The organism is Bacillus sp. GbtcB14, from assembly GCF_019091205.1.
GTDB classification, from domain to species: Bacteria; Bacillota; Bacilli; order Bacillales; family Bacillaceae_G; genus Bacillus_A; species Bacillus_A cereus_AG.
Genome location: NZ_JAGXJT010000002.1, coordinates 412,900 through 426,452, shown reverse-complemented (window position 1 = coordinate 426,452; position 13,553 = coordinate 412,900). Strand labels below are relative to the sequence as shown.

The window sequence follows — 13,553 nt, the reverse complement described above, 5'->3', positions numbered from 1 at the left end:
GGAGCTTGTGCGACAAAAAAAATAATGTCTACAAGTCTATTTCGTTATGGCTTGTAGACATTTTTTGTTTTCTGAAAAAATAGTTTATCCGCTGTAACTAGCAGAAAAGTTCGTACAAAATTATTGGAGAGTGGACAGCAGTGGTTTCATCAATCAAAAGATTTTTAATTGGAAGGCCGTTAAAATCAACTGAGTTAGGAGAGCAAAAGCTTAATAAAACGAAGGCGCTAGCCATTTTATCTTCTGACGCATTGTCATCGGTCGCATACGGACCAGAGCAAATATTAATCGCATTAGCAGGTCTTGGAGCAATAGCTTATTGGTATTCCATTCCGATAGCTGTTGGGGTATTAGTGTTATTAACTGCTCTTATTTTATCTTATCGCCAAATTATTTTCGCTTACCCGCATGGCGGAGGAGCGTATGTTGTATCAAAAGAAAATTTAGGGATGAATCCAGGGTTAATAGCTGGAGGATCTTTATTAGTCGATTATATTTTAACTGTTGCAGTAAGTGTGTCTGCAGGTACAGATGCGCTCACGTCTGCTTTTCCTAGCTTACATGCACATAGTGTAATTATTGCAGTTGTATTTGTTATATTAATTACGATATTAAATTTAAGAGGGGTAACGGAATCAGCTTCCGTTTTAGCATATCCTGTTTATTTATTTGTTCTAGCACTATTTATATTAATTGGGGTAGGGATATACAATATTTTAACTGGTCACGTGTCGCAGGCCTTACACACGCCGATTGGAACGCCAGTTGCAGGCATTAGTTTGTTTTTACTGTTACGAGCATTTGCTTCAGGAAGCTCTGCCTTAACAGGTGTTGAGGCGATTTCTAACGCAATTCCGAACTTTAAGGATCCTGCACCTAACAATGCAGCGAAAACATTGCTTGCAATGGGGGCATTACTTGCAGTTTTATTTTCAGGAATTGTCTTTTTAGCTTATTATTATGGAATTAATCCAAGTAAAGAAGTAACAGTTGTTTCACAAATTGCTGAACAAACATTTGGACGTAATTTCATGTACTATTTCATACAAGGTACAACAGCTTTAATATTAATTCTTGCTGCTAATACAGGGTATTCTGCATTTCCGCTATTAGCAGTTAACCTTGCGAAAGATAAGTTTATTCCGAGAATGTTTACGATTAGAGGAGACCGCCTAGGCTACTCAAACGGTATTATTATACTTGGAATCGCTTCGATTATTTTAATTGTAGCTTTCCAAGGACAAACAGAACATTTAATCCCGTTATATGCAGTAGGTGTATTTATTCCATTTACACTTTCTCAAAGTGGTATGGTATTAAAATGGCTTCGTGAAAAACCTGAAGGATGGGCTTTGAGATTAACGGTCAATTTAATTGGTGCAGTTATTAGTTTTATCGTAATGAGCATGTTCTTTTTAACTAAGTTTGCACAAGTTTGGTCGATCCTTATTTTCTTACCTGCCATCATCTTCTTGTTCCATAGAATTAAGAAGCATTACGATGCAGTGGGTGATCAATTAAGTTTAAAAACTTGTGAACCACTTGTTCCAATTGAGGGAAATGTAATTGTCGTTCCTGTAGCGGGTATGACTCATGTGGTGGAAAATTCATTGAACTATGCGAAGGCTCTTTCTGCAGATCAAGTTATCGCTGTATATGTTGCTTTTGACAGAGAAGAAGAAAAGAAATTTGAAGAGAAGTGGAAGAAGTGGCAACCTGAAGTAAGACTTGTTACCTTACATTCTCATTATAGAAGTATTATTCAACCGCTAACAAAGTTTATTGATACAGTGCAATATAAAGCGAGTGAATCAAATTACCGAGTTACGGTCGTTATACCACAGTTCATACCGAAAAAAGGTTGGCATAACATTCTTCATAATCAATCTAGTTTACTCATACGTGCGTATTTACTCTATAAAAGAAATGTTGTTATTACGACAGTTCCATATCATTTGAAAAAATAAGAAGATTTTTAGGGATAGCTTCAAGAAATTGAAGCTATCCCTTTTATGTATATACTATGCATAATTGCATACGGGTTCAAAAGATATATTAGTATAATTTTATCGATTGTAAGTAAGTAGTGTTTTTTGTTGTTACATATGGATATTTTCATCGGGAAAGTGAAGTGGATTATATTTTGAAATAAGGACAGAGAATCTTGAAAATAAAGGGAATCAAAATACTTCTTTACGTTATATAAATAGCTGTGTTTAAATGACCTTACAGTACAAAACTTACATGAAAACAAAACGGAATTTCATATTTACGTACGTTATTTAGTTTAAAATGAATAATATTTTTATGTAATATATTCACTGTGTGAATGTGGAAATGGCTATAAAATAGAAATTTTATACAATGTTATTCATACTAATCACATATGAAATGTTTTATAACAATAAGTAAGTACTGTAGCAATAAAAGTTGGGAGAGATGGTTCGTACATGAATCACGGTGAGAACGTTCTCTATTTTAACCATCTCAAATTACGTGCAAGAAAATAGAATAATAAAATGGGATAGTAATAGTTACTAATACATAGGAGGAGTTAAAGTGAAAAAAACTTTAATTACAGGGTTATTGGTTACAGCAGTATCTACGAGTTGCTTCATTCCTGTAAGCGCTTACGCTAAGGAGGGGCAACCAGAAGTGAAAACAGTATATGCACAAAATGTAATTGCTCCAAATACATTATCCAATTCAATTAGAATGTTAGGATCACAGTCACCGCTTATACAAGCATACGGATTGGTTATTTTACAACAGCCAGACATTAAGGTGAATGCGATGAGCAGCTTAACGAATCATCAAAAGTTTGCAAAGGCAAATGTACGAGAGTGGATTGATGAATATAATCCGAAGCTAATCGATTTAAATCAAGAGATGATGAGATATAGCACTCGATTTAATAGCTATTATAGTAAACTCTATGAACTAGCAGGAAACATAAATGAAGATGAACAAGCAAAAGCAGATTTTACAGGCGCATATGGAAAATTACAATTACAAGTACAAAGCATTCAAGAGAGTATGGAGCAAGATTTATTAGAGTTAAATCGATTTAAAACGGTATTAGACAAAGATAGTAGCAACTTATCAATTAAAGCTGATGAAGCAATAAAAACACTACAAGGATCAAGTGGAGATATTGTGAAATTAAGAGAAGATATTAAAAGAATTCAAGGGGAAATTCAAGCTGAATTAACGACTATTTTGAACAGGCCTCAAGAAATTATTAAAGGTTCTATTAATATCGGTAAACAAGTATTTACAATTACAAATCAAACTGCGCAGACGAAAACAATTGATTTCGTTTCTATCGGTACTTTAAGTAATGAAATTGTAAATGCTGCCGATAGTCAAACGAGAGAAGCAGCTCTTCGCATTCAGCAAAAGCAAAAAGAGCTACTACCACTTATTCAAAAGTTATCACAAACTGAAGCAGAGGCGACACAAATTACATTTGTTGAAGATCAAGTAAGTAGCTTTACAGAACTAATCAATCGTCAAATTACAACTTTAGAAACGTTATTAACGGATTGGAAAGTTTTAAACAATAATATGATCCAAATTCAAAAGAATGTTGAAGAAGGCACATATACAGACAGTAGTTTACTTCAAAAACATTTCAATCAAATTAAAAAAGTAAGTGATGAAATGAATAAACAAACAAATCAATTTGAAGATTACATTACAAACGTTGAAGTACATTAAACAAAAAAATAATTAGCGATATAGGGAGAGAAGAAAAATGACAAAAAAACCATATAAAGTAATGGCTCTATCAGCACTTATGGCAGTATTTGCAGCAGGAAACATCATGCCAGCCCATACGTATGCAGCTGAAAGCACAGTGAAACAAGCTCCAGTTCATGCGGTAGCAAAAGCTTATAATGACTATGAAGAATACTCATTAGGACCAGAAGGCTTAAAAGATGCAATGGAAAGAACAGGTTCAAATGCTTTAGTAATGGATCTGTACGCTTTAACAATTATTAAACAAGGTAATGTTAACTTTGGTAATGTATCATCTGTTGATGCGGCTTTAAAAGGAAAAGTCATTCAGCATCAAGATACAGCGAGAGGAAATGCGAAGCAATGGTTAGATGTATTAAAGCCACAGCTTATTTCAACGAATCAAAATATTATCAATTACAATACGAAATTCCAAAACTATTATGATACTTTAGTTGATGCGGTAGATGCAAAAGATAAAGCGACTCTTACAAAAGGGTTAACTAGATTATCAAGTAGTATTAATGAAAATAAAGCGCAAGTAGATCAGTTAGTAGAAGACTTGAAGAAATTCCGAAATAAAATGACGTCTGATACGCAAAACTTTAAGGGTGATGCAAATCAAATTACATCTATTTTAGCAAGTCAAGATGCAGGAATCCCGCTTCTGCAAAATCAAATTACAACGTACAATGAAGCAATTAGTAAATATAATGCAATTATTATCGGTTCATCAGTGGCGACAGCACTAGGCCCAATTGCAATTATCGGTGGTGCAGTAGTTATTGCGACAGGTGCAGGAACGCCGCTAGGGGTCGCATTAATTGCAGGTGGTGCAGCCGCTGTAGGTGGTGGTACAGCTGGTATCGTATTAGCGAAGAAAGAGCTTGATAATGCACAAGCTGAAATTCAAAAAATAACAGGACAAGTTACAACCGCTCAATTAGAAGTAGCTGGATTAACAAACATTAAAACACAAACGGAGTATTTAACAAATACAATTGATACTGCAATTACAGCGTTGCAAAATATTTCAAATCAATGGTACACAATGGGATCAAAATACAATTCTTTACTTCAAAATGTAGATTCAATTAGTCCAAACGATCTTGTTTTCATTAAAGAAGATTTGAACATTGCAAAAGATAGCTGGAAAAACATTAAAGACTATGCAGAAAAGATCTATGCGGAAGATATTAAAGTAGTAGATACGAAAAAAGCATAATCAAATACGAATCGTTAGAGCGTTACGTATTGATGGATGAGTTGAAGCTCCTGTTCAGTTGTGAGCAGGAGCTTTTTATATTCTTATAAAGAAAATAGGTGAAAAGTATGAAGAGAAGCTTTTATAAAAAATGTCTATTGACGCTAATGATTGCTGGGGTGGCAACGAGTAATGCATTTCCTTTGCACCCTTTTGCAGCAGAACAAAACGTAAAAGCATTACAAGAAAGTGCGAAAAGCTATTCTCTCGGACCAGCAGGATTCCAAGATGTAATGGCACAAACGACATCGAGCATATTTGCAATGGATTCATATGCAAAATTAATTCAAAATCAGCAAGAGACTGACTTGAGTAAAATAAGTTCGATTAATGGTGAGTTTAAAGGAAATATGATTCAGCACCAAAGAGATGCAAAAATTAATGCGGCGTATTGGTTAAATAGTATGAAGCCTCAAATTATGAAAACGGATCAAAATATTATAGATTACAATAATACTTTTCAAGCGTATTATAATGACATGTTAATAGCGATTGATCAAAAGGATAACGTAAAGTTAAAAGCGGATTTAGAAAAATTGTATGCCGATATTGTAAAGAATCAAAATGAGGTAGATGTATTACTAAGTAATTTGAAAGCTTTTCGCGATAGAATGGCGAAAGATACAAACAGTTTTAAAGAAGACACAAATCAATTAACCTCGATTTTGGCGAGTACGAATGCTGGTATTCCAGCATTAGAGCAACAAATTAATACATATAACGATTCAATTAAAAAGAGTAATGATATGGTTATCGCGGGTGGTGTACTTTGCGTAGCATTAATAACATGTCTTGCTGGCGGACCGATGATTGCGATTGCGAAAAAAGATATCGCAAATGCAGAAAGAGAAATAGCCAATTTAAAAGATAGAATTTCTGGAGCGCAAGCGGAAGTCGCAATTTTGACAGATGTAAAAAATAAAACAACAAACATGACTGAAACAATCGATGCAGCAATTACGGCACTGCAAAACATATCAAATCAGTGGTATACAGTAGGGGCAAAATATAATAACTTACTTCAAAACGTAAAAGGAATAAGCCCTGAAGAGTTTGCGTTTATAAAAGAGGATTTACATACAGCGAAAGATAGCTGGAAGGATGTAAAAGATTATACAGAAAAATTACATGAAGGCGTGTTGAAATAAACAGTGGACCAGTTCTACTGTTTATTTTTTATCCTGGTTTTTGTGAGAACCGGGTTTGTAATTTTACCTATAAGCTTGCCATGTGTTTTATCAATGTAGCCTTGGGGTAATGTTTGGTCAAATTGATAATAATAACCTTGCTGCACCACTTGTATTTGTGGACACGGACACATTAGAAGTGATAGGGATTATGCCTGGGAATAATAGTTCTGTTCTTCAACTAACGAGTGTTTTAGCAGAACATGGCTTGGTTTTACCCCTTTAGATATGATTGTCTAAAGGGGTATCTATTATGTTGAAAAGGAAAAGAACATCTGTTCTGCAAATGAGACAGAAGAATAGTGTGCTCTATCTGGGTAAATTGGAATATTTATGATTATAGAAACTGTAGCTATTGAAAATAGAACACATAAAAGCTAAATAACAATAATATAATCTCTTTTCTAGATATGCCTTTATCAAGAATCAAAGAACTTAATACCACTTAGTACAAAAGCATCAGAACTTGGGCTATAACCAACTAACTTTCTTGTTCCTTCAATATCAATTCGTTTAAACCTGTTGTTAGATACACCATGTAAAATTGAAAATGGAGGTAAGTTCTTTGCCGTCATCGACTTTAAGAGAAGGTCCATAAAATCTTCTGGGCTTAAGTATGCACTCATATCTCTAGCTGTTAGTGGTTTACCATATGGATTATAATCATCATATGCACCTATACGAATAGCAAGACTTTGTAACCCTTCTTCATAAGCAAAATAAGAAGCAACAGCCTCTGCAAAACATTTACTTACCCCGTACATATTTTTGGGTCTCGTGGGTGAATAAGCATGTGGTTGATAATCCAAAGGATAGCCTTCAATTGTTTGAGCACTGGAAGCAACTATCACTTTGGATACATTATTATCACTAGCAGCTCTAAAAATATTATAGGTTCCCCTTATATGATTTTCTAATAAGGAGCCATAAAAATCAGCATTTGGTGAAGGATTACCTGCCAAGTGTATAACTATATCTATACCTTTCGTAAATTCTTGACAAGCAGCTAAATCAGAAACATCTAAATATATGATTTCGTGATTTGTATCTTTAAAAGTTTCTAAAGCAGATAAGTTAATATCGGCTAGCCGTAACTGGTAATTCCCTTGCTTATCTAGGGGCCTTGTAACATCCTGGCCAATCTTACCTGCAGCACCTGTAACTAAAATTTTTTGCATTGCACTTCATCCTTCCATGAAAAATACATCCCTTGTCAAGGGTCATATAATAGAGCATGCACTTATTATATTTTGGTAATGGCATTAAATAAAACGAAGAAATATAATGGGAACATGAATAAAATTCATGAGGAGGACCATAGTGACTTTAACAAAGTGGTAGAACTCAATAGTTTTACAAAAGCTGCAGAAGTGTTAGGTTTCATCCAATCTGCTGTAAGTCATGCAATTAGCAGTTTGGAAAAAGAGTTTTCCTTTCCTTTATTTATTCGTAATCACTCTACTTTAACATTGACCAAAAATGCAGAGGAGCTTTTAATTACCGTTCGGAAAATTTTATACTATAACAACATGCTGAAGCAGGAAGTAGCCGCTATCAATGGGTTCCAAAAAGGAACAGTAAGAGTGGGGGGGGGGTTCGAGTGTTTCTAAAAACTGGATTCCTGGTATTCTTAAAAAAACGGAGGATAAATTTCCAAATATTGAAATCGAATTACTGGAAGGAAACTATGCTGAGGTTGAGAATTGGTTACAAAACGGGAGATTAGATTGTGGATTTATTAATAATGGTACTTACTTTGAATCATTTGAAAAATCCTTTGAAATCGTACAATTGAAGAGGGATCGACTTTTATGTGTTGTATCTAACCAATCCCCATTATGTAAGGAAAACCAAGTATCAATGCAACAAATAGAAAATGTACCTTTTATTATGCCAACATATCAGTGTTATGATGATATTCAAAAAATATTTAGGGAGAATAAAGTTAGCCCCAATATTCGATTCGAAAATATGAATGAATACTCAGTGATCTCCATGGTGGAGAATAATCTAGGAATTAGTATATTGCCAGAAATGATTATACCGACATCAAAAATTTCTTTTACAGCCATTCCACTTGAAAGTGATAGCTATCGAACTATTGGATTAGCTATAAGAAAACCAACCGCACTCGCGACTAAGAAATTTTCTGAGATTACTAAAAGGTGGGTATCATTTGAATTGATTTAATTTTGCTAAAATCTGAGTTATTTAAATTAATAGGGTTCTTCTTGAACGGAGCAGATTAGTTCAAGAAGCAATGAGAAAAAGTTATATATTATGTGTCGATGTAGTACTATAATATACAAAAATCAGGAGGTAATTATATGGTAATATATACAGATTATACGACAAAACAAACGCTTGTCATTTGCAGGTTTCACACGCCTGTTTCTTTGTGAAGCCTTGTCAATTGAGTAGCAAATTAGTTTGAAAGAAACACTTGAATTCTACAGGTCGATAAATCAAGAAACTGTATTACTTTGGTTAACCAACATACGTGTTAATTTATAGTATAATGATTGCTTGAAATAATGCGGTGGAAAACAGGGGAAAGAGGGAACCGATGCCTACTATACTAGTTGCTGACGACGATGCGAACATTCGCGAACTCGTCTGTTTATTTCTACGCAACGACGGATTCGCAACAGTTGAAGCAGCGGACGGCAAGGAAGCACTGGCCGTCTACATCTCAACGAATGTCGATCTTGTCGTACTTGACATTATGATGCCGATTATGGATGGTTGGACGTTAATCAAGGAGCTCCGAAGAGCCAATCCTGATCTACCTTTACTTATGCTGACTGCGAGAGGAGAAACCTGGGAGAAAGTGAAAGGTTTCGAACTTGGGACGGACGATTATTTAACCAAACCATTCGATCCGTTAGAGTTGACGGTTCGTGTTAGGGCACTACTCAAACGATACAAGATTGGCTCCACGCAGACGATCCATTTCGGGAACATCATCCTTGATCGACAGACCTATAAGGTGATGAAAGGGACGGAGTCGCTTACATTGCCGCTAAAGGAGTTCGAATTATTGTATAAGCTCGCTGGAACACCCGGACAAGTCTATACGCGCGTGCAGTTGATCGATCAGATTTGGGGTATCGATTACGCCGGAGATGATCGAACGGTTGACGTACATATTAAACGGCTGCGTGAACGGTTCGCGACAACACCCGATTTTCGGATCGAAACGGTGCGCGGGCTTGGGTATCGGCTTGAGGTTTATGAATGATCAGATCCTTATATATACGTGTTATCCTGACATTTTTAGTCTCCATCATCGGGGGCACGATCATTTCTTTTTTTGTGTCAACTTGGATATTCGAAGATAAATTGAACGAAAATGCTCAAATCAACTTACGTAACTTTGGCCAAGACATCGTCCGGATTTACAAGACCCTTCCGTTACATGAAGCGGACTTGTTCGTAAGTGAAATGAAGCAGCTCGATTCTTATTATATTCGAATTTACGAAGCAACGGGTCAGTTCAAGTCTTACGGTAAACTTCATGGACACAAACCTGCGCCTGTGACGATGGAGCAACTAAAGAAAGTATTAGATGGAGGTGTTGTTCAGGACACTCCTAATGGTATTGCCACGGTCCTCTTAGGGTTGCCGTTGAAAACGGAAATGGGAACGAAAGCGATATTTTTGGAATCGCTCGCCCCTCCTTCAGCCTCTTTTGTCATAAAGTGGGCATTGGTCTTTGCAACATGTTCGTTGATTGCAGGAAGCTTATTGATTCTAGTTGCCTCTGTATTCCTGGTAAGACCGATCAAAAAGCTGACAAAAGCGACCAAGCGGATAGCATCTGGAGATTTCAACGTCAAGTTGAATATTAAGCAAACGAGTGAGCTGGGTACTTTGGCTCGTAGCTTCGAAGAAATGATGCACGATCTGCAGCAACTGGAGCAGATGCGCAGGGAATTCGTAACGAACGTGTCACACGAGGTTCAGTCTCCGCTCACTTCGATATCTGGTTATGCTCTAGTGCTTAAGCAAGCTGAACTTTCAGAATACGAACGAAGCCGTTATCTTGATATTATCATCGCTGAAGCGAAAAGGATGTCCAAAATGAGCGATAGCCTGCTAAAACTGAGTTTGCTTGAATCGCAGTCAAAGCAACTGCGGCTCGTCACGCTCAGCCTCGATGAACAAATCCGACGGATAATCGTGGCACTCCAGCCACAATGGTCTGCTCGCGATATACATTTTGAGCTTGATTTACAGACAGTTAAAGTAACGGCTGATCATGACCTGTTAAATCAGGTATGGACGAATATCCTCAGAAATAGCATCAAATTTTCCGAGGATGCCGGCGTGATTAACGTAAGCATCAAACAAGATATCAAAAACGTGAAAATCCTAATATCCGACACTGGTATTGGTATTCACCTTGACGACCAGAAGCGTATATTCGAGCGTTTTTTTAAGGCCGATCGTTCCCACAGTCGGAAGTATGACGGAAGTGGTATGGGACTCGCTATCGTTAAACAAATCGTGTCGCTTCATCAAGGTGACATCCGAGTGAAAAGTGAACCTGGTCAAGGAACGACCTTCATTGTCACCTTGCCAATCACTACACCAACAGATTAGTTAGATTCATTCTCTATGCTACGACTCATATGCAAGCTTACTTGCATATAGAGCCGTAGCATTTTTTTGACCGTTCATATTCAGTTCATATTGTCGTCATGGGGAGTACATCTTCATTGGTTAAGGTTTCATTACAGGCACATGAAGGAAGGCAAACAAACAGATCAGGACAGGAGAAGATGACAGTGACACAACAAGAGGAAAAGAAAACGCTGAGTGGAATGAAAATAAAGAAAGTGCGAAACATCTTACTTAAAATCATAGGAGCAATCGTTCTAGGCATTGTACTTTTTTTAGGTATTGTTTATATCGTAAATGTGATGAGTAGTCATTCGGAGCAAAAACGAATAGTGCCCTACGGGCAGCACGTATCTGTAGACGGGAAAAACATGAATGTGCTAATTCAAGGCGAGGGCGAGGAAACCATCGTGCTCCTGCCTGGTTATGGAACAGCTACTCCAGGGCTTGATTTTAAGCTTCTTATCGATGAATTATCTCCATTTTACAAAGTTGTTGCGGTAGAGCCTTTCGGTTATGGATTAAGTGATGAAACTGTAAAAGAGCGAACCACGGAGAATATGGTAAGTGAAGTTCATGAAGCTCTACAGCAGCTTAATATTAACAGATATATGCTCATGGGCCACTCCATTACAGGCATTTATGGAATTGATTATGTGAACAAATATCCAAACGAGGTGACTGCATTTGTCGGAATCGATAGCAGTGTTGCAACACAACCGGGTATGGATATCAATTTCCCATTAAAAACGTTTGCATATCTCAAAAAATCAGGTCTCTTAAGATTGACTATGAAAATCAGTGCTGACCCCTATGCTGGACTGGCATTTGATGAAAAAACCGTAGAGCAAATGAAAATGATTTCGAATAAAAACATGTATAATGACACAACTTTGAATGAGATGGACCATATTTCGTCTAATTTTAAAGGTGCTCAAGGTTTAACCTTCCCTAAATATCTTCCACTTCTTCTCTTTGTACAAGCGAATAATGAAGGTGTAGCAGGATGGATACCTCTGCATGAAGGGCAGATCAAAGACTCGGTACACGGAAAAGTAGTAACCATGGATGGATCACATTATTTACACCATACCAAATTCAAAGAAATCGCTGAAAACGTTAGACTATTTATGAATGAAGTAAAGTAAGTGTTCAGAGAAATGATAGTTAATAAACAGATATTACAATGATAAAATATTTCAAGTGGAAAGTGAGGAATAACAATAGGACTAGGAAATCGTGTTATGGCATTTGAAATGCTTATTAATCTAGCAAATGGAAGTGTATCAAAGAAGGGGAGTGGCGCTTATAAACAAGCGCCCAACTCCTATAAGGGTGTAAAAAGTAAGCAGCGCAATAAAGTTTCATTGTATATACTAAGTGGTGTAGAAGTATAGGTGGATAAAATTCGGTAGTCGAAATTTCTTGCATAAAGCTGTATAATGCTTGTAACGAAAGGGAAATACAGGAAGGGATTTGTAATGAGTTACTATGGATAAAGATAAACAACAATTAAGCGTTGAAGTTGCAAGATTATATTATCAATCAGATTATAGTCAGCAAGAAATTGCTAATAAATTAAATATTTCAAGACCGACGATCTCTAGATTATTAAAATACGCGAAAGAAAAAGGATTTGTTCAAATTAGCATAGCCGATCCATTTGCGGATTTAGATAACGTTGGGAATTTATTGAAAGAAAAGTACAACTTGTTAGAGGCACATGTTGTGTTTTCACCAGTGCCAGAATATGCAACGATTACAGAGTATATTAGTAAATATGCAGCTGAGTATATGGAAAAGACGGTTAAAAACGGTGATATCGTTGGTGTAAGCTGGGGAATGACGATGTATGAAATCGCTAGAAAAATCGTACCGCAACATGTAAAAGGTGTAGAAGTTGTCCAGTTAAAAGGTGGTATTAGTCATTCGAGTGTAAATACATATGCGAATGAGACCATTGCTTTATTTGCAGATGCTTTTCAAACGACGCCAAGAAATTTACCACTACCAGTAATATTTGATAATGCAGTGACAAAGGAATTAGTAGAGCAGGATCGACATATTCATCACATTATCGAAATGGGGAAACAAGCAAATATTGCAATTTTCACTGTAGGGACAGTGCGAGACGAAGCACTATTATTCCGATTAGGTTATTTCGATAAGGATGAAACAAGTTTACTCAAAAAACAATCGGTCGGTGACATTTGTTCACGATTCTTTGATGGAGACGGAAGTATTAGTAGTGAAGAAATTAATCAACGTACAATTGGGATTGAGTTAGAAGAATTAAAATTGAAGAAACGCTCTATTTTAGTTGCTGGTGGCAATAGAAAAATAAAATCAATTGATGGTGCGTTACGTGGCGGGTATGCAAATGTATTAATTATTGATCAGCATACGGCGAAGGAATTGTTACATTATCAAAAAGATTAGAAATAAAAGGCTTTCTCAAGATTTTAATTTTGAGAAAGCCTTTTATTTTACTATGTATGAATTATGGGAGTGTTTTTGAATACAAATGGCCTTTTTAAAAATAATTATGGATATTGAGATACATACTACCATTGTTAATATAAAAGTTTTCATTATATATATGAATTGTTTCTTAGTTAGAATGCACTTTATTTACTACAAGAGATTCCTTCTAAAAAAGAATGAACAAAATTTCAAAAGTATATTTACATTTGTTCAACTAAGAGTTAGAATGAAGTTGTTAAAAGATATGAGGAGTG

Annotated in this window: 10 protein-coding genes and 2 pseudogenes; 11 read left to right on the top strand and 1 reads right to left on the bottom strand. The window is 36.0% G+C overall.

What is annotated here, in order from left to right; all coding sequences use genetic code 11:
- Positions 1–140 precede the first annotated feature (140 nt).
- The 5 genes from KVT31_RS07120 (at position 141) to KVT31_RS07100 (ending at position 6,418) form a co-directional block, all read left to right on the top strand.
- Entirely contained in the window at positions 141–1,967 is a 1,827-nt protein-coding gene (locus KVT31_RS07120) for an APC family permease (RefSeq protein ID WP_088096005.1), read from the top strand.
- Between the two features lie 592 nt (positions 1,968–2,559).
- A complete protein-coding gene (gene nheA / locus KVT31_RS07115; protein ID WP_088096006.1) occupies positions 2,560–3,720 on the top strand; it encodes a non-hemolytic enterotoxin NHE subunit A in 1,161 nt (386 codons plus the stop codon).
- A 37-nt stretch (positions 3,721–3,757) separates the two neighbouring features.
- Entirely contained in the window at positions 3,758–4,966 is a 1,209-nt protein-coding gene (gene nheB / locus KVT31_RS07110) for a non-hemolytic enterotoxin NHE subunit B (RefSeq protein WP_088096007.1), read from the top strand.
- Positions 4,967–5,073: 107 nt separating this feature from the next.
- Positions 5,074–6,153 (top strand): non-hemolytic enterotoxin NHE subunit C, encoded by a 1,080-nt coding sequence (gene nheC, locus KVT31_RS07105; RefSeq protein ID WP_088096008.1) that lies wholly within the window; start codon positions 5,074–5,076, stop codon positions 6,151–6,153.
- Between the two features lie 109 nt (positions 6,154–6,262).
- Positions 6,263–6,418 (top strand): hypothetical protein, encoded by a 156-nt coding sequence (locus KVT31_RS07100; protein ID WP_170930129.1) that lies wholly within the window; start codon positions 6,263–6,265, stop codon positions 6,416–6,418.
- Positions 6,419–6,611: 193 nt separating this feature from the next.
- Here the strand turns inward: KVT31_RS07100 and KVT31_RS07095 are convergent, their stop codons facing one another.
- A complete protein-coding gene (locus tag KVT31_RS07095; RefSeq protein ID WP_088096009.1) occupies positions 6,612–7,370 on the bottom strand; it encodes an NAD-dependent epimerase/dehydratase family protein in 759 nt (252 codons plus the stop codon).
- Between the two features lie 114 nt (positions 7,371–7,484).
- Here KVT31_RS07095 and KVT31_RS07090 point away from each other — a divergent pair.
- The 6 genes and pseudogenes from KVT31_RS07090 to KVT31_RS07065 all read left to right on the top strand — a co-directional run bounded on the left by KVT31_RS07090 (position 7,485) and on the right by KVT31_RS07065 (position 13,254).
- A pseudogene (locus tag KVT31_RS07090) lies at positions 7,485–8,382 on the top strand (LysR substrate-binding domain-containing protein).
- A gap of 376 nt (positions 8,383–8,758) precedes the next feature.
- The gene (locus KVT31_RS07085) at positions 8,759–9,433 is read left to right on the top strand and encodes a response regulator transcription factor (protein WP_088096010.1); all 675 of its coding nucleotides are present in this window, start codon (positions 8,759–8,761) and stop codon (positions 9,431–9,433) included.
- Positions 9,430–10,797 (top strand): sensor histidine kinase, encoded by a 1,368-nt coding sequence (locus tag KVT31_RS07080; RefSeq protein ID WP_088096011.1) that lies wholly within the window; start codon positions 9,430–9,432, stop codon positions 10,795–10,797. The genes KVT31_RS07085 and KVT31_RS07080 overlap by 4 nt, the downstream gene beginning before the upstream one ends.
- Before the next feature lie 185 nt (positions 10,798–10,982).
- Positions 10,983–11,963, top strand: coding sequence for an alpha/beta hydrolase (locus KVT31_RS07075; RefSeq protein WP_088096211.1), 981 nt, complete (start codon positions 10,983–10,985; stop codon positions 11,961–11,963).
- Between the two features lie 75 nt (positions 11,964–12,038).
- Positions 12,039–12,153 (top strand): annotated as a pseudogene (locus tag KVT31_RS07070) (Holliday junction resolvase RecU); the annotation flags it as partial.
- A gap of 153 nt (positions 12,154–12,306) precedes the next feature.
- Positions 12,307–13,254: a DNA-binding transcriptional repressor DeoR gene (locus KVT31_RS07065; protein ID WP_088096013.1), complete on the top strand. Its 948-nt coding sequence runs from the start codon at positions 12,307–12,309 to the stop codon at positions 13,252–13,254.
- The last annotated feature ends 299 nt before the right edge of the window (positions 13,255–13,553 follow it).